The sequence below is a fragment of the Vogesella oryzae genome (assembly GCF_902829295.1).
Lineage (GTDB): Bacteria > Pseudomonadota > Gammaproteobacteria > Burkholderiales > Chromobacteriaceae > Vogesella > Vogesella oryzae.
The window spans coordinates 1-21,181 of record NZ_CADEPL010000034.1 but is presented as its reverse complement, the minus strand read 5'-3'; the positions used below and the strand labels follow the sequence as shown (position 1 = coordinate 21,181).

General features: G+C 63.7%; 16 protein-coding genes. 8 read left to right on the top strand and 8 right to left on the bottom strand.

Going from position 1 to position 21,181, the window contains the following annotated elements:
- On the top strand, window positions 1–341 hold a 341-nt coding region (locus HU218_RS16805; RefSeq protein WP_217450824.1), incomplete at its 5' end, for a hypothetical protein.
- Here HU218_RS16805 and HU218_RS13050 read toward each other — a convergent pair.
- From HU218_RS13050 to HU218_RS13040, 3 genes are all read right to left on the bottom strand, one after another.
- Window positions 289–1,908 (bottom strand): electron transfer flavoprotein-ubiquinone oxidoreductase, encoded by a 1,620-nt coding sequence (locus HU218_RS13050; protein ID WP_174875379.1) that lies wholly within the window; start codon window positions 1,906–1,908, stop codon window positions 289–291. The genes HU218_RS16805 and HU218_RS13050 overlap by 53 nt on opposite strands.
- Before the next feature lie 96 nt (window positions 1,909–2,004).
- Window positions 2,005–3,198 (bottom strand): CaiB/BaiF CoA transferase family protein, encoded by a 1,194-nt coding sequence (locus HU218_RS13045; RefSeq protein WP_174875377.1) that lies wholly within the window; start codon window positions 3,196–3,198, stop codon window positions 2,005–2,007.
- A 169-nt stretch (window positions 3,199–3,367) separates the two neighbouring features.
- Window positions 3,368–4,555, bottom strand: coding sequence for an acyl-CoA dehydrogenase (locus HU218_RS13040; RefSeq protein ID WP_174875376.1), 1,188 nt, complete (start codon window positions 4,553–4,555; stop codon window positions 3,368–3,370).
- A gap of 154 nt (window positions 4,556–4,709) precedes the next feature.
- On the opposite strand from HU218_RS13040, the gene HU218_RS13035 reads away from it, so the two are divergent.
- Window positions 4,710–5,495 (top strand): IclR family transcriptional regulator, encoded by a 786-nt coding sequence (locus HU218_RS13035; protein ID WP_174875375.1) that lies wholly within the window; start codon window positions 4,710–4,712, stop codon window positions 5,493–5,495.
- Window positions 5,496–5,564: 69 nt separating this feature from the next.
- Here the strand turns inward: HU218_RS13035 and HU218_RS13030 are convergent, their stop codons facing one another.
- Together HU218_RS13030 and argB are read right to left on the bottom strand one after the other, a co-directional pair.
- Window positions 5,565–5,993 carry a CBS domain-containing protein gene (locus tag HU218_RS13030; protein ID WP_174875374.1) on the bottom strand — a complete coding sequence of 143 codons (429 nt, stop codon included), beginning with the start codon at window positions 5,991–5,993 and terminating at the stop codon, window positions 5,565–5,567.
- A gap of 154 nt (window positions 5,994–6,147) precedes the next feature.
- A complete protein-coding gene (gene argB, locus HU218_RS13025) occupies window positions 6,148–7,020 on the bottom strand; it encodes an acetylglutamate kinase (protein WP_174875373.1) in 873 nt (290 codons plus the stop codon).
- A 164-nt stretch (window positions 7,021–7,184) separates the two neighbouring features.
- Here argB and HU218_RS13020 point away from each other — a divergent pair, with 164 nt between their 5' ends.
- The 6 genes from HU218_RS13020 (at window position 7,185) to gabD (ending at window position 16,500) form a co-directional block, all read left to right on the top strand.
- Window positions 7,185–7,835: a TetR/AcrR family transcriptional regulator gene (locus HU218_RS13020; protein ID WP_174875372.1), complete on the top strand. Its 651-nt coding sequence runs from the start codon at window positions 7,185–7,187 to the stop codon at window positions 7,833–7,835.
- Between the two features lie 43 nt (window positions 7,836–7,878).
- Window positions 7,879–8,952, top strand: a complete 1,074-nt coding sequence (locus tag HU218_RS13015; RefSeq protein ID WP_174875371.1) for an efflux RND transporter periplasmic adaptor subunit — start codon at window positions 7,879–7,881, stop codon at window positions 8,950–8,952.
- 10 nt (window positions 8,953–8,962) lie between these two features.
- Window positions 8,963–12,037: an efflux RND transporter permease subunit gene (locus tag HU218_RS13010; protein WP_174875370.1), complete on the top strand. Its 3,075-nt coding sequence runs from the start codon at window positions 8,963–8,965 to the stop codon at window positions 12,035–12,037.
- 79 nt (window positions 12,038–12,116) lie between these two features.
- Window positions 12,117–13,421, top strand: a complete 1,305-nt coding sequence (locus tag HU218_RS13005) for a TolC family outer membrane protein (protein WP_174875369.1) — start codon at window positions 12,117–12,119, stop codon at window positions 13,419–13,421.
- 274 nt (window positions 13,422–13,695) lie between these two features.
- The gene (gabT, locus tag HU218_RS13000) at window positions 13,696–14,961 is read left to right on the top strand and encodes a 4-aminobutyrate--2-oxoglutarate transaminase (protein WP_174875368.1); all 1,266 of its coding nucleotides are present in this window, start codon (window positions 13,696–13,698) and stop codon (window positions 14,959–14,961) included.
- Between the two features lie 78 nt (window positions 14,962–15,039).
- Window positions 15,040–16,500, top strand: coding sequence for an NADP-dependent succinate-semialdehyde dehydrogenase (gene gabD / locus HU218_RS12995; protein WP_174875367.1), 1,461 nt, complete (start codon window positions 15,040–15,042; stop codon window positions 16,498–16,500).
- A gap of 158 nt (window positions 16,501–16,658) precedes the next feature.
- Here the strand turns inward: gabD and HU218_RS12990 are convergent, their stop codons facing one another.
- The 3 genes from HU218_RS12990 to HU218_RS12980 all read right to left on the bottom strand — a co-directional run.
- Window positions 16,659–19,010: a diguanylate cyclase domain-containing protein gene (locus tag HU218_RS12990; RefSeq protein ID WP_174875366.1), complete on the bottom strand. Its 2,352-nt coding sequence runs from the start codon at window positions 19,008–19,010 to the stop codon at window positions 16,659–16,661.
- An 84-nt stretch (window positions 19,011–19,094) separates the two neighbouring features.
- Complete coding sequence (locus HU218_RS12985) at window positions 19,095–20,534, bottom strand: hypothetical protein (RefSeq protein ID WP_174875365.1); 1,440 nt, start codon at window positions 20,532–20,534, stop codon at window positions 19,095–19,097.
- Window positions 20,535–20,601: 67 nt separating this feature from the next.
- Window positions 20,602–21,181 (bottom strand): GNAT family N-acetyltransferase (locus HU218_RS12980; RefSeq protein ID WP_246211088.1); only part of this gene is annotated, 580 nt, incomplete at its 5' end.

Genomic DNA, 21,181 nt, shown 5'->3' with positions numbered 1-21,181 from the left:
ATAGAGGATTCCGCCTGGTGGGCTCGGAGATGGGTATAAGAGAAAGCTTACCCTTATCGGTTATTCGTTTTGTTAAAGAGCGGGCTGACTTCGTTTCGTTGCGTCGTCAGCAGAGGAGGCGAACTATACCCACCCGACCCAAACCCGTCAACACCCCGAAGCACAAAAACCGCCACGAATTCGACAAGTCATTGATCCGAAAGGAAGCCGAAAAGCAAAAAAGGTTGGCCGCGGCCAACCCATGTCACATCACCATGAAAAAGCCCGGCATTTGCCGGGCTGATGTCATTACATATTCGGATAGTTCGGACCGCCACCACCTTCCGGCGTTACCCAGTTGATGTTCTGGGTCGGGTCCTTGATGTCACAGGTCTTGCAGTGCACGCAGTTCTGCGCATTGATCTGCAACCGTGGCGCGCCCTCTTCGCGACCGACAATCTCGTACACCCCGGCCGGGCAGTAGCGCTGCTCTGGCGCATCGTACTTTTCCAGGTTGATACGAATCGGCACCGACGCATCCTTCAGTTTCAGATGCGGCGGCTGGTCTTCGCTATGGTTGGTGTTGGAGATAAACACCGACGACAGACGGTCGAAGGTCAGCACGCCATCCGGCTTCGGATAGTTGATCGGTGCACACTCGTCTTTCGGCTTCAGGCATTCGTGGTCATGATGCTTGTGGCGCAGCGTCCACGGCGCCTTGCCGCGGAACAGATAGGTATCGATCGCCGAATAGATCATCGCCGGCCACAACCCCCAGCGGAATGCCGGGCGGATGTTACGCACGCTGTGCAGCTCGTCGTGCAGCCAGCTTTGCTTGAACTTATCGGTATAGGCGACGGCTTCGATGGCCTGGCCTTCAATGGCATTGGCCAGCGCATCGAACACCGCCTCTGCGGCCAACATGCCGGACTTCATCGCGGTGTGGGTACCCTTGATCTTCGGCACATTGAGGAAGCCAGCAGTATCGCCCACCAGTACACCGCCGGGGAAGGTCAGCTTGGGGATACTCTGCAGACCGCCTTCGGAAATCGCGCGCGCGCCGTAGGACAGGCGGCGACCGCCTTCGAACACCCCCTTGATGGCAGGGTGGGTCTTGAAGCGCTGGAACTCTTCATATGGCGACAGGTACGGGTTTTCATAATCCAGGCCGACCACGAAACCCACCACCACCTGGTTATTTTCCAGGTGATAAAGGAAAGAGCCGCCGTAGGTTTTCTGATCCATCGGCCAGCCGGCGGTATGGGTGATCTTGCCGGCTTCGTGCAGTTCCGGCTTCACCTCCCATAGTTCCTTGATGCCGATGCCGTAGGTTTGCGGGTCGGCACCATCGCGCAGCTTGAAGCGCTCGAACAGCGTCTTGGTCAGCGAGCCACGACAGCCTTCGGCGAAGATGGTCTGTTTGGCCCACAGTTCGATGCCTGGCTCGCCTTGTTCATCGCCATCCTTGCCGGTACCGACGTTACCAGTAGCCACACCCTTGACCGAACCGTCGGCGTGGTACAGCACTTCGGCGGCGGCAAAGCCGGGGTAGATTTCCACACCGTACTCTTCGGCCTGCTGGCCGAGCCAGCGACAGAAGTTGCCCAGGCTGATGATGTAGTTGCCCTCGTTGTGCATCTGCGGCGGCGTCGGCAGCTGGATGGACTCGGTCTCGGTCAGCAGCAGGAAGCGGTCTTTCTTGGCCGGAGTATTGAGCGGTGCGCCCTTCTCTTTCCAGTCCGGAATCAGCTCGTTCAGCGTGCGCGGCTCCAGCACGGCGCCGGACAAGATGTGGGCGCCGATCTCGGAGCCTTTTTCCAGCAGGCAGACACTGATTTCCTGGCCTTTTTCTGCGGCCAACTGTTTGAGGCGAATCGCGGTGGACAGGCCGGAAGGGCCGCCGCCGACGATCACCACGTCGTATTCCATGTATTCGCGTTCCACCGCTACTCCTTATGCGCCGTATCGGGTCTGATCGCCCAATAATGCAATGGTTGCCGCATTGCGTCAAAATCAAACGAGCGTTTAAACGGTGCCATCTGCTTTCAGTTGTGCAATCGCTGCACTGTCGTAGCCCAGCGATGCCAGCACCGTGTCGGTATGCTCGCCCAGCTTGGGCGGCGCCACCTCGTAACGCGGAGGGGTGCCGGACATTTTGATCGGGCAGGCCACCAGCGGCACATCCTGACCGGCACTGTCGGTGAGGTGGATTTCCATCTGCCGGTGTTTGATCTGCGGGTCGGCAAACGCCTCGTCCACGGTATTGATCGGGCCGCAGGGTACGCCGGCAGCATCCAGCAGTTTCAGCCATTCGTCACGGGTACGCGCCAGGAAAGCGGCGGCCAACTGCGGCACCAGCTCGCCACGGTTGCGCACCCGTTGCGGGTTGGTGGCATAGCGTTCGTCGGCGGCCAACACCGGCAGGCCGACCACCTCGCACACCGCACGGAATTGCTTGTCGTTACCGCAAGCCAGGATGAAATGGCTGTCGCCCGCGGTCTTGAATACCTGATACGGCACGATATTGGGGTGGGCGTTACCCAGCCGCGGCGGCACTTCGTGGCCGATCAGCCAGTTCATGTTGACGTTGGCCAGCATCGCCAGCGAACAATCGAACAGCGCCATATCGATGTACTGCCCCTCGCCGGTACGGTTGCGCGCAATCAGCGCCGCCTGTACCGCGTTGGCCGCATACAGGCCGGTAAACAAATCGGTGACTGCCACGCCTACCTTGTGCGGTTCGCCATCGGCCGGGCCGGTGATGCTCATCAGGCCGGACATCCCCTGCACGATGTAGTCGTAACCCGGCAGCTCGGCATAGGGACCGGTCTGGCCAAAACCGGTAATCGAGCAATACACCAGCCGCGAATTAACCTGGCGCAGGCTGTCGTAGTCGAGACCGTATTTCTTCAGCCCGCCTACCTTGTAGTTTTCCAGCAGCACATCGGCCTGTGCGGCCAACTTGCGCACGATGTCCTGGCCGGCGGCGGTGGTGATGTCCACGGTCAGCGACTGCTTGCCGCGGTTGGCGGCCAGGTAATAGGCGGCGGTGCCGTCCGCCAGGCTGGGCGGCGCCCACTGTCGGGTGTCGTCGCCACTCCCCGGCCGCTCCACCTTGATGACTTCGGCGCCGAGATCGGCCAGCAGCTGGCCGGTCCACGGCCCGGCCAGTACCCGGGTGAGATCCAGTACCTTGATTCCGGACAGAGCTCCAGACATAACGCCACTCCTTTATGTGTTCGATGTTGGCCGCAACGGCCGGATACCCATGCCGCTGGGTGAGCCCACCGGCATGGATACAGAAAAAAGCGGCCCGGTCGCACCGGGCCTCAAGGACAGACAGGAACCAACATCCCGCCGGGGTGGAGCCCGCCGGCGGAACATGACATCAGGCGAAAGCCTGAATACCGGTCTGGGCCCGGCCCAGAATCAGGGCATGCACATCGTGCGTGCCTTCATAAGTGTTGACGGCTTCCAGGTTCATCACGTGGCGGATGATGTGGAACTCGTCGCTGATACCGTTACCGCCGTGCATGTCGCGGGCGATGCGAGCGATGTCCAGCGCCTTGCCGCAGTTGTTGCGCTTGATCAGGCTGATCATTTCCGGCGCGGCACGACCTTCGTCCATCAGGCGGCCGACGCGCAGCGCGGCCTGCAGGCCCAGGCTGATCTCGGTCTGCATATTGGCCAGCTTCAGCTGCACCAGCTGGGTCGCGGCCAACGGACGGTTGAACTGTTTGCGATCCAGGGTGTACTGGCGCGCGCCGTGCCAGCAGAACTCGGCAGCACCCATCGCACCCCAGGCGATGCCGTAGCGGGCCTTGTTCAGGCAGCCGAACGGGCCTTTCAGACCACGGATATCCGGGAAGGCGTTTTCTTCTGGCACGAACACGTCATCCATCACGATTTCGCCGGTGATGGAGGCACGCAGCGAGAACTTGCCTTCGATCTTCGGTGCCGACAGGCCCTTCATGCCTTTTTCCAGCACGAAGCCGCGGATCTCGCCTTCGTCATCCTTGGCCCATACCACGAACACATCGGCGATCGGGCTGTTGGTGATCCACATCTTGCTGCCTTTGAGGATGTAGCCACCGTCGGTCTTGCGGGCACGAGTCTTCATGCCGGCCGGGTCGGAACCGGCATCCGGTTCGGTCAGGCCGAAGCAGCCGACCCATTCGCCGGTCGCCAGCTTGGGCAGGTACTTGTCTTTCTGTGCCTCGGTACCGTACGCCCAGATCGGGTGCATCACCAGGCTGGACTGTACCGACATGGCGGAACGGTAACCGGAGTCGACGCGCTCCACTTCGCGGGCGATCAGGCCGTAGGCCACGTGCGACAGGCCGGCGCAACCGTGGGTGTCGATGGTGCAACCCAAGAGGCCCAGCTCGCCCATCTCGCTCATGATTTCGCGGTCGAAGCGCTCTTCGCGGTTGGCGGTCAGCACGCGCGGCAGCAGCTGCTCCTGACAGTAGGCGTAAGCAGTCTCGCGCACCATACGTTCTTCGTCGGTGAGCTGATCGTTAAGCAGAAGTGCATCGTCCCAGGCGAAGGGTGCACGTGCGGAAGTAGCGGCCATTGCGTTTTCTCCTTTGTACTGTTCCGCTTTGCGGAATTCAGTTCTACAATGCAAAATAGACTAACAAGCTGATCAAAGGCTGTAAAGTTTTTTTCTTGGACCACGGCGAGGGCTGCTCTATTCTTGCCACTCTGTTGAGAAGGGACTGTAAGCAATGTCGTTGTTACCGCAGGAAGACGAAGAAAAAGACCGCCTGTTCGTGGTGGCGCTGGCGCGCGGCCTGCGTGTGCTGGCGGCCTTCCAGCCGGGCGAAAGCGCGCTGTCCAACCAGATACTGGCGCAACGCACCGGCTTGCCAAAATCCACAGTGTCGCGACTGACCTACACGCTGACCAAGCTCGGCTACCTGTCGCAGGATGAAGAGACTGGCTACTACCGGCTGGGTCTGGCGGTGCTGGCACTGGGCTCCGCGGTACTGGGCAGCTACGACATCCGCCGCATCGCCGCACCGCTGATGCGCGAGTTCGCGCTGAAAAACACCATTTCCATCAGCCTGGGCATGCGCGACGGCAGCGATATCGTGTACCTGGAAACCTGCCGCAGCCAGGCACGGGTGTCCGTGCAGCTGACCGTCGGCTCGCGGGTGCCGCTGGCCAGCACCGCCATCGGCCGCGCCTGCTATGCGGCACTGGGCAACAGCGAGCGGCTGCAGCTGGATGGCGAACTGGCTGCCCGCTACGGCAAGGACTGGCCGGCAATGCAGGAACGGCTGGAGCAGGCGCGCCAGCAATACCTGCAGCGCGGCTACAGCGAATCGTTCGGCGAGTTCGAGCGCGATGTGATGGCGGTGGGGGTGGCGCTACCCTCGCCGGCCCCCGGCATGCCGGCGTTGTGCCTGAATGCCAGCGGCCCGGCGTTTGCCTTCAGCCCGGAACTGATGCGCAGCCAGATCGCCCCGGCCCTGATGCAGCTGGCGCGCCAGCTGGTGCCCGGCCACTGAATACGCCCCACACATGCAAAAAGGTTGGCCGCGGCCAACCTTTTTTGTTCTTTGCCATTGGGCACAGCCTCAGGCCTGGATGTAATTCACCAGCTGCTCGATGACGAACTGTTGCTCGTCGATGGTGGCGCTCACCAGATCGCCAATCGACAGCAGGCCCAGCACCTTGTCGTCCTCCAGCACCGGCAGGTGGCGGAAGCGTTTTTCGGTCATCAGCGCCATGCACTGCGCCACCGACTGCTCCGGCGTCACGTACACCACCTTGCTAGTCATGATGTCGCGCACCTTGGTGCCGGCCGAAGTGCGACCCTGCAACACGATGCGCCGCGCGTAATCGCGCTCCGAGAAGATCCCCAGCACATCGCCCATATCCATTACCAGCACCGCGCCGATATCGTGTTCGGCCATGAGTTGCAGTGCCTGGAACACCGTCGCGTCCGGCCCGATTGTGATCAGGCCAGTCTTCTTGCGCTGCAATAACTGTCGCACTGTCTGCATGCCACTCCCCCTTCAGGACAAGACTAGGTCAACGCCGGCCAGCGGCTTTAACACTATAGACAGCAACAACCAGTCAAAACAGATAAATCGCAGGCTGCCGCCGACAAGCAAAAGGGCCGCACTTGGCGGCCCTGACTCATGACGGTAACGCGGATCAGCCCGCCTTGATCATGGTGCCGACGCCGGCGTCGGTGAGGATTTCCAGCAGCAGCGCGTGCGATACGCGGCCATCGATGATGTGCACCGAGTTCACGCCGCTCTTGGCCGCATCCAGTGCTGAACTGATCTTGGGCAGCATGCCGCCGGAAATGGTGCCGTCGGCAAACAGCTCGTCCACCTTGGCCGCGGTCAGCCCGGTCAGCAGATTGCCCTGCTTGTCCAGCACGCCCGGGGTATTGGTCATCAGTACCAGCTTCTCGGCCTGCAGTGTCTCGGCCAGCTTGCCGGCCACCACGTCGGCATTGATGTTGTAAGCCTCGCCATTGCTGCCGACACCGATCGGCGCCACTACCGGGATGAAGTCATTGCTGTCCAGCAAAGCCACCAGACTCGGGTCGATGTGCTCGATATCGCCCACCTGGCCGATGTCGATCTGCTCGTCGGATTCAGACTTCAGGAACAGCTTGCTGGCGCGGATGAAGTGGCCATCCTTGCCGGTGATGCCCACCGCCTTGCCGCCGTGCTTGTTGATCAGCGACACGATTTCCTTGTTCACCAGGCCGCCCAGCACCATCTCCACCACGTCCATGGTTTCGCTGTCGGTCACGCGCATACCCTGGATGAAATGGCCTTCCTTGCCCACCCGCTCCAGCAGTTCGTTGATCTGCGGGCCGCCGCCATGCACCACCACCGGGTTCAAACCCACCAGCTTCAGCAGTACCACGTCCTTGGCGAAGTCTTCTTTCAGCTTGTCGTCGGTCATGGCGTTGCCGCCGTACTTGACCACGATGGTCTTGCCATTGAAGGAACGGATATAGGGCAGTGCTTCGGCCAGAATGGCGGCCTTGTCGAGGGGGGCTACGCTCACGTCGCATTCTCCAGTACGGAACAAAAGGGGCCGCGCGGGCGCGGCCAACATCAAGTGTTGCATTCTACCCAAGCAGTTTAGTGAATATTGATTTATTAATTGCCAGCATTCGAGCAGATACCCTAAAGTGCCGCGATTACTGAACCACCATTCAGAGATGCAAAATGAGTCAGGAACCGAAATGCCCGATAGCCCGCTGGCGCCGCCGCAAGGAAGTGCGCCCGGCCGAGATTCTCGACGCCGCGCTGCAGCTGTTTGTCGACAAGGGCTTCAAGGCCACCAAGATGGAAGACATCGCCAAAGCGGCCGGCGTCACCAAGGGCACGCCCTACCTGTACTTCGAGAACAAGGAAGACATCTTCAAAGCGGTGGTGCGTGAAAACCTGGTCACCCGGCTGGCCGGCTTTGCCGAGCTGGCGGAGCAGTTCGACGGCAGCAGTGCCGAGCTGCTGCGGCTGATGATGCGCCGCTGGTGGCAGGAAGTCGGCGAATCGCCATTGGCCGGCATCTGCAAGCTGATGTTCGCCGAAGCCACCAACTTTCCCGACCTCGCCCGCTTCTACCACCACGAAGTCATCGAGCCCAGCCACAACATGCTGCTGCGCGTGTTGCAGCGGGGCGTGGCCAGCGGCGAATTCCGCGATATGAACCCCCACGCCGTGGTGGACACCCTGGTGGCGCCGATGCTGCTGAGCATGACCTGGCAATGCTCGCTGGGTCGCGTCATCGCCGACAGCAAGCACCGCAGCCTGCCGCCGCTGGATTACCTGGAAATCGCGCTGGACCTGATGCTGAACGGGCTGAAAGCCCGCTGAGCGGCCGCGCCGCAAGAAAAATACGTTTCACGAGGACACCCACATGATCTCCCCGACTCGCCAGCTGGCACTGGCAGGCCTGGCCCTCCTGAGCCTGGCCGGCTGCAAACAGGAAGTAACCGCGGTAGAGGAAATCCGCCCGGTACGCTATGTGATTGCCGGCAGCAACGCCGCCAGCGACAGCAAACAGTTCAGCGGCGAAATCCGCGCCCGCCAGGAAAGCCAGCTCGCCTTCCGTATCGCCGGCAAAGTCATCGCCAAGCGGGTCAATGCCGGCGACCAGGTGAAGAAAGGCCAGGTACTGGCGCTGCTGGATGCCAGCGATTACCGGCTGGACACCGCCGCCAAGCAGGCGACGCTGGCCGCCGCCCGCGCCGATCTGGCCCAGCAGCAGGCCGACCTGAAACGCTATCGCGAGTTGCTGACGCAGAACTTCATCAGTGCGGCACAGGTCGAGCGCCAGCAGACCGCGGTTGATGCCGCCCGCGCCAGCCTGCAGCAGGCGGAGGCGGCCCTGTCCGCCAGTCGCAACCAGGACGCTTACACCGCGCTGACCGCCGATGCCGATGGCGTCATCGCCAGCATCAGCGCCGAGCCGGGCATGGTGGTGGCCGCCGGACAGACCGTCGCCCGCCTCGCCGCCAGCGGCGAGCGTGAAGTCGCCTTCCAGGTGCCAGAAAACGCCGTGGCCGCGGTACGCTCGGCCAGCGGTTTCAAGGTGAAACTGTGGGCCGATGGCCGCGAGCTGGATGCCAGACTGCGCGAACTGGCCGGCGATGCCGACAGTGCCACCCGCACCTATGCCGCCCGCCTGTCCCTGCCGGGCGCCGACGACAACGTGCGCCTGGGCATGACCGCCAGCATCACCGCGCGTCTTGCCGGCCAGCAGCAACCGCAAATGCGCCTGCCGCTGAGCGCCCTGCTCGACACCGCCGGCAAGCACTACGTCTGGGTGATCTCGCCGCAATTGCAGGTTGGCCGCAAGACGGTAGAGGTAGGCAGCACCGATGGCAGCAGCATCGCCATTACCCGCGGTCTGGCCGCCGGCGAGAAAGTGGTCACCGCCGGTGTCCACCTGCTGCACGACGGCCAGCACGTCACCCTGTTGCCGCAGTAAGGACCGCGCGATGAAGAAACTCAACCTGTCGGAATGGTCGCTGCGCAACAGCTCGCTGGTGCGCTACCTGATGGTGGTGCTGATGGTGGCCGGCCTGCTGTCCTATACCCAGCTGGGACAGAAGGAAGACCCGGAATTCACCTTCAAGGCGATGATGGTGAAAGTGCTGTGGCCGGGTGCCAGCGCGCAGGAAACCGAGCAGCAAGTCACCGACAAGATCGAAAAGAAGCTGCAGGAAATGGGCGAGCTCGACTACGTAAAGAGCTACACCAAGCCGGGCGAAGCGGTGCTGATCCTGTCGATACGCGAGGAAGTACCGCCGAAGAACGTGCAGCAGCTGTGGTACACGGTGCGCAAGAAGATCAGCGATATGCAGTACACCCTGCCCGCCGGCGTGCAGGGGCCGTACTTCAACGACGAATTCGGCGACACCTTCGGCAACCTGTACGCCTTTACCGGTGACGGCTTCAGCTACGAGGATCTGCGCCAATACGTCGAGCAGGCCAAGATGGAAGTGCTGCGCGTGCCGGATGTCGGCAAGGTGGACATCATCGGCGAGCAGGAAGAACGCATCTACGTGACGCTGGATAGCGCCCGCCTGGCGGCGATGCAGCTGGATGCCAGCAGCCTGTGGAGCACGTTGGCCGCACAGAATGCCATGACCCCGGCCGGCAAGTACGACACCCCGGACGAGCGCATCTGGGTGCGGGTCAGCGGCAGCTACCACTCGCTGCAAGCCATCGCCGACACTCCGCTGTCCGCCAATGGCAAGAACTTCCGCCTCGGCGACGTCGCCCGCGTGGAGCGCGGGTTTGCCAATCCACCCAGCTTCGGCATGCGCTTTGACGGCCAGCCGGCGCTTGGCCTCGCCGTCAGCATGAAGGCCGGCGGCGACGTGCTGAAACTGGGGCAGAATCTGGAACAGGTCATGGCCCGCGTCCGCGCCAAGCTGCCGGTCGGCGTCGAGGTGCATGCGGTATCCGACCAGCCCAAGGTGGTGAAGAACGCGGTCAGCGAATTCATGCACTCGCTGGTGGAAGCGGTGGTGATCGTGCTGGCGGTCAGCTTCTTCAGCCTCGGCATGCGTACCGGCATCGTGGTGGCACTGTCGATTCCGCTGGTGCTGGCGATGACCTTCCTCGCCATGTACTTCTTCAATATCGACCTGCAGCGCATCTCGCTGGGCTCGCTGATCATCGCGCTGGGCCTGCTGGTGGACGATGCCATCATCGCGGTGGAAATGATGGCGCTGAAGCTGGAACAGGGCTGGAACAAGTTCCAGGCCGCCACCTATGCCTACACCAGCACCGCCTTCCCGATGCTGACCGGCACGCTGATCACCGCCGCCACGTTCCTGCCGGTGGGGCTGGCCAAGTCCAACGCCGGCGAGTACGTGTTCAGCCTGTTCGCGGTGGTGTCGCTGGCGCTGCTGCTGTCGTGGATCGTGGCGGTGGTGTTCACCCCCTATCTGGGCTACCACCTGCTGCCGGCCAGCATGGCCGGTCACGAACACGATGACGTGTACCAGAAGCCGTTCTACCTACGCTTCCGCCGCACGGTGGAATGGTGTCTCGACCACCGCAAGATGGTGATCACGCTAACGTTGGCCGCATTCCTGCTGTCGATGGTGGCGTTCAAGCTGTTCGTTCAGCAGCAGTTCTTCCCCGCCTCCAACCGGCCGGAGCTGCTGGTGGACATGTGGCTGCCGCAAGGCGCCGACTATGCCGCCACCCAGCGCGAAGTGGCCAGGCTGGAAGGCCGCCTCAAGGGCGACGACAACATTGTCAGCGTTACCAGCTACGTCGGTGGCGGCAGCCCGCGTTTCTATCTGCCGCTGGACCAGCAACAACAGCACCTCAACTACGCGCAGTTGATGGTGATGACCCGCGACGAGCACGTGCGCGAAACGGTGAAGCAGAAACTGGAGCAGCTGTTCAGTAGCGACTTCCCGCTGGTGCGCGGCCGCATTACCCGGCTGGAAAACGGTCCGCCGGTCGGCTACGCGGTGCAGTTCCGCGTCATGGGGCCGGATCATGACCAGGTACGCGCCATTGCCGCCAGGGTAGAAACGCTGGTACGCGCCCATCCGGCCGCTCGCCATGTCAACAACGACTGGGGCGAGCAGGTGAAGGCGCTGCGCGTGGACATCGACCAGGACAAGGCGCGCGCGCTGGGCATCAGCAGCCAGGGGCTGGCACGCCAGCTGCAGCTGCTGCTGACCGGCAGCACCGTCACCGAGTGGCGCGAAGGCGACAAGGCCATCGCGGTGGTGGCGCGACTGTCCAATGACGAGCGCAACAATGTGGCGGCGCTGGGCAGCCTGATGATCCAGACCGCCAGCGGCAAGTACGTGCCGGTGGCGCAGATCGGCCACATCCGCTACGCGCCGGAAGAAAGCATCATCTGGCGCCGCAACCGGCTGCCGACCATCTCGGTACGTGCCGATGCCGCCGACGGGGTGCAGGCTTCCGACATCTCGCTGGCGCTGTGGCCGCAGATGCAGGCGCTGGAGAAAACCCTGCCGCTGGGCTACCACATCGAACTGGGCGGCTCGCTGGAAGCCAGCCAGAATTCGCAGGGCGCCATCGCCAAGGTACAACCGCTGATGCTGGTGATCGTGTTCACCCTGCTGATGCTGCAGCTCAAAAGTTTCCAGCGCAGCCTGCTGGTGGTGCTGACCGCGCCCTTGGGCATGATCGGCGTCACCCTGACGCTGATCCTGTTCGGCGCGCCGTTCGGCTTCGTCGCCATGCTGGGGGTAATCGCGCTGGCGGGGATGATCATGCGCAACTCGGTGATTCTGGTCGACCAGATCGAAAGCGACATCGCCGAAGGCATCGACCGCTTCGAGGCGGTGGTCGGCTCCACCGTGCGCCGCTTCCGCCCGATCATGCTCACCGCGCTGGCCGCCATCCTGGCGATGATTCCGCTGACGCGCAGCACCTTCTGGGGACCGATGGCGGTGGCCATCATGGGCGGCCTGCTGATCGCCACCGTGCTGACGCTGCTGTTCCTGCCGGCGCTGTATGCTGCCTGGTTCAAGGTCAAGCGCGCACAGGGCGGCAGCACGCTTAGCGACTCTTAATAAACTTGATGCTGAAAGCCGGCCGACTATGCGTTATGGTCTGGCTTTCAGCCCGTTTCAGGATTGACAGGTATTCCGAATGAAAGCGCAAACCCAGCTGATTCTGGCCGGCGTACTGGCCCTGTGCGGCAGCCTGCCCGCCGCAGCCTTCGACCTCGCCGCGGCGGTAAAGGCCGCCCGCGACTACGATGCCAGCTACGCCGGAGCGCGGCAGACCCTGCTGGCCGGCCAGGAAAAAGCGGTACAGGGCCGCGCCCTGCTGCTGCCCACCGTCGGCCTCTCCGCCGGCATCACCCGTACCGATGCCATGAAGCCGGATGCCGACCCGTACAACACCCGCTCGGTCGGCGTGCAGCTGAGCCAGCCACTGTTCGATGTCGCCAGCTACACCGGCTACAAACAAGGCCAGATCAGCAGCGAGCTGGCCGGCGTGCAGTTTGCCGCCAGCAGCCAGCAACTGGTTGCCGATGTCGCCAAGGCCTACTTCAACGTGTTGCTGGCCGAAGACGTGCTGAGCGTCACCCGCGCCACCAAGAAAGCCTACGAGCGGCAACTGGCACAAGCGAAAAAGGCCTTTGAAGTCGGTACCGCCACCATTACCGACACCCATGAAGCCCAGGCCGGCTACGACGCGGCGCAGGCCAGCGAAATCGCCGCGGTCAGCGATCTGGAGATCAAGCGCAATACCCTGACCAACCTCACCGGCCTGGACGCGGAGAAGATCAACCACCTGCGCGGCAGTGTCGAGCTGGAACACGACAGCGGCAGCCTGCCGGAATGGCTTAACCGCGCCGAGGCCGGCAGCCTCAGCATCAAGAGTGCGCGGCAGCAGCTGCAACTGGCCGAAGAAAGCCTTACCGCCGCGCGCGGCAAGCATCTGCCGACCGTGGCGCTCACCGCCGGTTACAGCAACAGCCACACTACCGAGCCGACCAGCGTGGCTTCCGGCCGCGGCAACACCGCCGGCAACACCCTGGGGCTGAACCTGAGCCTGCCGCTGTACGCCGGCGGCGGCATCAACTCGCAAGTGCGCGCCGCGGCGGCCAACCTGGAAAAGGCCCGTGACGACGTGGAGGTCGCCCGCCGCGATACCGCGCTGGCAGTGCGCAGTGCCTGGCTGGGGGTCAGCAACGGTGCCGCGCAGGTCAAGGCGCAGGAACAGCTGCTGGTTTCCGCCAAGAGCAAACTGGACGCCACCCGCCTCGGGCGGGAAGTCGGCGTGCGCACCAACCTCGACCTGCTGAATGCCGAAAGCAGCTATCAGGATGCGGTACGCGCGCTGGCTTCGGCGCGCTACAACCTTTTGTATGCCCGCCTCGCGCTGGCACTGGCCGCCGGCGAGCTGGACGACCAGGCGGTAGCCACCGTCAACCGCTTCTTCTGATGCCCTGCCGGCGACGGCCGGACTTTAATTTCGCCAAAACGCTACCGCCACCTTGCCAAGGTTGGCCGTAGCGTTTTTACTTGGCAATCCGGCCATTAGGCGGGACAAAAAACCGCAAGGCGGAACAAACAACACTTACGGCAGGACAGGTGTTTAATTTATCAATCGCATGTGGCTTTTTGCTAAACACGAGACTAGAATAAACCCCATGCTCTAGCCACGCCGGCCCCCCGTCCGGCGACCGCCGGAACCGTCGTCTACAAGGAGAGATTCAATGAGCCCGCAAGAACTGATGCAACGTAAAGCCAACGCTACCCCGCGCGGGGTTGGCGTAATGTGTTCCTTCTTCGCCGAGCGCGCGAAGAATGCCGAGATCTGGGACACCGAAGGCAAGCGTTACATCGACTTTGCCGGTGGTATCGGCGTGCTGAACACCGGTCACCTGCATGACAAGGTACAAGCCGCCGTTGCCGAGCAACTGAACAAATTCAGCCACACCTGCTACCAGGTTGTGCCGTACGAACTGTATATCGAAGTTGCCGAGAAGCTGAACCAGCTGACTCCGGGCAACTACGCCAAGAAAACCGCGTTCTACACCACCGGCGCCGAAGCCGTGGAGAATGCCGTGAAAATCGCCCGCGCCGCTACCGGCCGTCCGGGCATCATCGCCTTCGGTGGCGGCTTCCACGGCCGTACCCTGATGGGCATGGCACTGACCGGCAAGGTAGCCCCGTACAAGATCGGTTTCGGCCCGTTCCCGTCCGACGTGTACCACGCGCTGTTCCCGAACCCGCTGCACGGCGTGTCGGTTGAAGACTCCATCGCCAGCATCGAGCACCTGTTCAAGTACGACATCGAAGCCACCCGCGTGGCCGCCATCATCTTCGAACCGGTTCAGGGCGAAGGCGGTTTCTACGCTGCACCGGCTGAATGGGTACGCGCCGTACGCGCCCTGTGCGACAAGCACGGCATCCTGATGATCGCCGACGAAGTGCAGGCCGGCTTTGCCCGTACCGGCAAGTTCTTCGCCATGGAACACTACGACGTGGCACCGGACCTGATGACCATGGCCAAATCCATGGCCGGCGGTTTCCCGATCTCCGCCGTGGTCGGCAAGGCCGAATACATGGACGCACCGGCACCGGGCGGCCTGGGCGGCACCTACGCCGGCAGCCCGCTGGCACTGGCGGCCTCCAAGGCGGTAATCCAGGCCATCCAGGAAGAAAAACTGCTGGAACGCGCCAACAAGCTGGGCACCCAGCTGAAGGAAACCATCAACGGTCTGAAAGCCGAAGTACCGCAGATCGCCGAAGTGCGCGGCCTGGGCGCCATGATCGCCGTGGAATTCAACAAGGCCGGCAGCCACGAAGCCGATGCCGACTTCACCAAGAAAGTGCAGACCAAGGCGCTGGAATCCGGCCTGATCCTGCTGACTTGCGGTGTCTACGGTAACGTTGTCCGCTTCCTGTTCCCGCTGACCATCGAAGACGCCATCTTCGAAGAAGCGCTGCAGAAGCTGGTTGCCGCCATCAAGGCCTGATCGCCGGAACTGAACTGACCTGCGGCCAACCTTGCACCACGCAACGTTGGCCGCATTGCATAACAAGGACACAACGCCATGCTGAACCTGAAAGATCCTTCCCTGCTGCGCCAGCAGTGCTACATCAACGGCGAATGGCAGAATGCCGATAGCGGCGAAACCATCGCCGTGACCAACCCGGCGACCGGCGAAACCATCGCCCACGTGCCGAAAATGGGCCGTGCCGAAGCCGAGCGCGCTGTCGCCGGCGCCGCCGAAGCCTTCAAGAGCTGGAAAAAGAAATCCGCCAAGGAACGCGCCGCTCTGCTGCGCAAGTGGTTCGATCTGATGATGGCGAACCAGGATGACCTGGCGGTGATCCTGACCGCCGAACAGGGCAAGCCGCTGGCCGAAGCCAAAGGCGAAATCGCCTACGGTGCCAGCTACATCGAGTGGTATGCCGAAGAAGCCAAGCGCATCTACGGCGACACCATTCCGTCCACCGGTGCCGACAAGCGCATCCTGGTGACCAAGGAGCCGATCGGCGTTACCGCCGCGATCACGCCGTGGAACTTCCCCAACGCGATGATCACCCGCAAGGCCGCCCCGGCCATGGCTGCCGGCTGCCCGATGGTGGTGCGCCCGGCCAGCCAGACCCCGCTGTCGGCGCTGGCGATTGCCGTGCTGGCCGAGCGTGCCGGCATTCCGGCGGGCGTGTTCTCGGTACTGACCGGCGGATCCACCGAAATCGGCGGCGTGCTGACCGGTAGCGACACCGTGAAGAAATTCTCCTTCACCGGCTCCACCGAGGTTGGCCGCAAGCTGATCAGCCAGTGCGCCGAAACCGTGAAGAAGGTGTCGATGGAACTGGGCGGTAACGCACCGTTCATCGTGTTCGACGATGCCGACCTGGACGCCGCCGTGGAAGGCGCGATGATCTCCAAGTACCGCAATGCCGGCCAGACCTGCGTCTGCGCCAACCGCCTGCTGGTACAGGACGGTGTCTACGATGCCTTCGCCGAGAAATTCGCCGCCGCGGTAGCCAAGTTGAAAGTGGGTAATGGCCTGGAAGCCGGCGTGACCCAGGGCCCGATGATCGACGAGAACGCAGTCGCCAAGGTGGAAGAGCACATCGCCGACGCACTGGCCAAGGGCGGCAACCTGGTGACCGGCGGCAAGCGCCACGAACTGGGCTACAGCTTCTTCGAGCCGACCGTGATCACCGGCGTGACCCCGGAAATGAAGGTGGCGAAGGAAGAAACCTTCGGCCCGCTGGCCCCGCTGTTCCGCTTCAAGACCGAAGAAGAAGCGATCCAGATGGCCAACGACACCGAGTTCGGCCTGGCTTCCTACTTCTACGCCCGCGACATCGGCCGCATCTTCCGCGTGTCCGAAGGCCTGGAGTACGGCATGGTGGCGGTGAACAGCGGCATCCTGTCCAACGAAGCCGCACCGTTCGGTGGCGTGAAGCAATCCGGCCTCGGCCGCGAAGGCTCTAAGTACGGCATCGAGGACTACCTGGAAATCAAGTACGTGCTGCTGGGTGGCATCGATAAATAAGGGCTTGTCCGCGATCAATCGATCGTGGGCAAACGCAAAGCCGTGACAGACAGGTTGGTGGCCGGGGTACAACAGGGGTAATCCGGCTACCCCATAACGGCAAAACCGCCGCTATCTCTCGATAGTGGCGGTTTTATTTTGACAGATGCCAGATAGCGCTAGAGGTCGCTGCTCGCCAGCTGGTCACGCCCCAGATGCTTGGCGCGCTGGCAGCGGCGCTCGGCGCGCTGCAGCACTTCCTGCGCCAGACGGTCGCCGGCCTGCAGCGTGGTCAGGCCGACACTGGCGGTCAGCGGCTGGCGACTGTCTACCCCATCCGGCCGCAGCTGGCTGACCTCGTGACGGATATCGTTGAGAATGCGCTCGGCGGTATCACTGCTGCAGCGGTACAGCAGCAAGCCGAAGCGGTCGCCATCCAGCCGCGCGACGCAGTCGCTGGTACGCAACCGGCGCAACAGGATACGCGCCACTTCCTGCAGCAGGCGGTCACCGGCCTGCGGCCCGCCCTTGTCGTTGAACTGGCGGAAATGATCCAGATCCAGCTGCGCCACGCAGTGCGGCTGTTGCCGCGCATTGTCGTCGGCAATCAGTGCGCCCAGCAGCGCGAGCATGCCGCGGCGGTTGAAGGTTCCGGTCAGACCGTCGCGCTCCGACTCCACCCGTTGCGATTCGCTGCGGCGGCGGGCACTGTCGTCGCGCAGCACACAGACCCGGTAGCCCTGCATGCTGCCGGCGGACTCCACCACCGACAGGCAGCACAGCACCGGCAGCTGGCGCATATCGCGCCCCAGCAGATTCAGCGCCACGGTCTGGCCATGATACTTGTCGGCCAGCTGCGCCAGCGTGACCGGCTGGTCGCGCTCCGGCAGGCTCAGCGACACGAACAGCCCCACGTTGCGGCCATGCGCCTGCTCCAGCTTGACCCCCAGCAGCTCGCTGGCGCTGGCATTCATCTGCAGCACTTCATCGTGCTGGTTGGCCAGGATCACCGCATCGCCGACCGACTGCAGCAGCGCCTGCAGCCGCTGGCGCTCCCCCTGCAGGGCGCTGCGGTTTTCCTCGTTTTCGCTGATGTCTTCCAGCACCGCCAGGAAACGCACCGGACCAGCGCCCGCCATGCGGCTGCAGCGCAAGGTCACCAGCAGCGGCTGGTGCTGCACATGATTGAGACGGATCTGCTGGCGGAACTCGCCGACCGGTGCGCGGCTCCACTGCGCCCAGGCCGCGGCCAACGGCTGGTAACAGCTGCTATGCACCGCCTCCAGCCAGCTGCGGCCGAACCAGTACGCCGAGCCGCGCTCCATGCCGGCCAGCGCCAAGGCCGCCTTGTTGCCGTAACTGAGCACGCCGTCGGCATCGCAGACAAACACGCCCAGTGGCGAGGTATCGTTAAGCGCCGAGAACATCGCCTCGCGGGTCGCCAGGGTATCGGCAATCTGCTGCCGCTCGCGGAAAATCCGCGCCACGGTTTCCGCCAGTGCCTGCAACTCGTAACAGCCTTCCACCAGGATGGCTTCGCCCCTGCCGTCCGGCAGCGCCCGCACCTTGCGCTGCAATGCGGCCAACGGCCGCAACAGGCGGCGCGTCCCCCACCACGCCAGCGGTATGGCGGAAAGCAGCGCCAGCAACAGCAGCAGCAGATAGTCATTGTCCAGCTCGGCCAGCGGCGCAAAGGCTTCCTGCTGCGGGTAGACGCCGGTCAGCAACCAGTCGGCATTGTGCAGATTGCGGTACACCCGCAGCGCACCGTCACCGCTGCCGGTCGGTAACTCGCTGCCGTTCCAGCCTGACAGCGCGCGCGCCAGCGTCGCCGCGTTGCCGCCGGTGACCGGTTTGAGGAGGCGCGAGCGGTCCGGGTCCAGCAGGACCAGCCGCGACTTGCGGCTGGTCAGCGTGATATAGCCACTGTTGCCGATCGCCATACTGCGCAGCTCGCCAAAGAACTCCGGCGCGGACAGCTCCAGACTACCCCCCAGCATGCCGGCGAACTGACCGTGACCGTCGAGAATCGGCGCGGAAAACACCACCACGTCGCGGTGCAGGAGGCCGCGGGTGCGCACCGGCTCCGACACGCTGCCGCGCAGTTGCTCGCGGGTCTGGCGGAAATAGGCGCGGTCGCCAAGCTGCAAGCCGACCCGCCCGGGCAGGGCGGGATAATCGGCCACGATGCGGCCGTCGGCGTCATACAGCACCACGCTGCCGAAACTGCCTTTCAGATAGTGGAACTGGCGCAGGATCACGGCGCCATTCAGGCGGATGTCATCGATGGATGGTTGCAGGCTGGCCGCCGCCTGTTCCAGCAACACCTGCCGGCTGCGCACCCGCTCGTCGATATCGTCCGCCAGCCGGCTGACGATTTCCTCGGTGTAATGCAGCTGCTGTTCACGCAGCCGTGCGCGATCCTGCTGGTAGGCCGTGCCGCACAGCAGCAGCGAGACCAGCAGAATGGCCAGCGCACAAAACAAAGCCAGGCGTGCCTGCAGCGACCCTGGCCAGAGAGTTTGCAACACGGAGAATCCTTATCGGTGACGACAAGCGGACGGTTTCAGCGCAAGCGGGGCGACTTGCGCCCCGCCGCGACGACGGCCACCGGCTCAGTGAAAACGCGGCGCCTGCTCGCGCAGGGTGATGTCGGCGCCCTTCAGGCACTCCGACAGATCGTGCCAGGCCTGGATGCGGCTGGGCGCCAGATCCGGCACCAGCAGCCACGGCGTGCGGCCCAGCAGCTTGCCACTCTCCTGCGCCAGTAATTGTACGTCATAAGCCTGATGTTCCGGCAGGTACTCGGCCACCGCTTCCAGCCCGTCCGGCTTGCCGTTGACGCCCACGGCTACCGCCACGGTCAGCCCCAGCCGCTTGCGGTTGTAGGCATGCACGCCGGCGGCCAGCGCCTCCCACCACGGCAACGGCGAGAACAGCTCGGCCTCGCCGAACATCATTTCGCTGGCCAGTGCCTGCTGCACCAGCGGCATGGCGGCATCCAGCGCCTTGCGCGCATGGCTGCGCACGCGCTCCATCTCCAGCTTGCCGCGCTCGACGATAAACGGCAGCCAGCACAGGATCAGCTGCGGCTCATGGGTCTTGCTGGCGGCCTGATAGGTGGCACGCGCGGCGTCCACTTCCTGCGGCGCCATATCGCAACCGGCATCCATCACCGCCGCCAGGTGTACCAGCGACTGGCAGGAACGCTCGATCAGCATGTCGGAGCTGAAAATGGTCGGCGACAGCCACAGCACGGTGTTGTCGGGCAGGCCCAGCGCCTCGGACAGCGCCGGTTCCACCCGTTCCAGTAGCGGGAAATGCCACCAGAAGCCGCCGTGCGCGCGCGAGAAAATCAGCGGCATCGCCCACAGTTCGTACGACACCACGGTGCCGTCCGGCCGCATCACTTCCGGCAGCGCAATGTTGTCACGCGCCATGCCCAGCAGCAGCTCGCGTGCCTCCGGTTGGCTCTGCAGCGCCAGCTGCGCCTCGGTGAACACCGCCTGGTCGCCGCCCAGCAGCGCCTGCTGGATCAGCGCCGGCAGCTGCATTTTCTTCAGCGGGTTGGCCGGGGCACCGGCCGCGGCGTCGGCCAGCTCGCGGATGCGGCGCTGGCGCTCGGCCGGCGGCAGCGGCTCGGTCGGCACCACGCGGAAATCGCGCTCCTTGGGTGCCACCTCGCGCTCGGCGTAGGCTTTCTGCAGCCGCAGATACACCTGCATCGCCTCGTCGCAGATCTTATGCAGTTCGGCGGCGGTGGGGATGTCGCCCCAGAAATTGAAGTCGAACAGGCGGAAGCCGGTGTTGGTGACGTAGTGGGTGAGGTTGTCGCGCTCGTCGTACAGCACCGCGCTGGCAAAACCTTCCTTGTCGCGGCCGTCGAACGGCGTCTGATCCATGCCCACCAGGCGGCAGACGAAAGTCGGGGCTTCGGTATGGATCACATACTCGTACGGCTCCAGCCCCTGCTCCTCCACGGCATCACCGAAGACAAAACGGCTGGGAACAAACGGGTCGCCCTTGATACGGGCATTGCGGGGATGTGATTTCATACGGCTGACGTCGATACTGCCTTGTAAAACCGGACATTTTACTCCGACGCCGCCATATGGTGTGCGCTTATCGCTGCGGCAGCGGCAGCCGGTAGCGGTAGAAGCGGGTTTCGCGCTGCCAGCCCATGCGCTCGTACAGTGCCTGCGCGGCCAGATTGTCGATGGCGGTGGCCAGCTCCAGCCGCGCCAGCCCGCGTGCCTGCGCCAGCTCGCCCGCCGCCGCCAGCAGCTTGCGGCCAACCCCGCCACGCCGCGCCGCCGGCGCCACAAACAGGTCGTTGAGCAGACAGCCCGGCGCCGCCGCCACCGAGGTAAACAGCGGATACAGCTGGGTAAAGCCCAGCAGCTCGCCGCCCTGCTGGTACACCAGAATAGTGGAGTCGCCCTGCAGCAGCCGCTGGCGGATAAAGTCCTGCGAGGTGGCCGTATCGTCATGCTGGCCATAGAACTGGCGATAGCCGTCGAACAGCGCTGCCAGCTGCGGCAGATCGGCCAGGGTGGCCAGCCGCACGCCGTCCTGCTGCGTCCGGGCCGCCAGGCTGCGGCGGCACTCCTCCAGACTGCGGCGTTGCTTGCCGGCGGCGTCGAAGTTGGCCGCATCCAGCCACGCTTCCAGCGCGGCGCGGTTGGCCGGCCATTCGCTATCC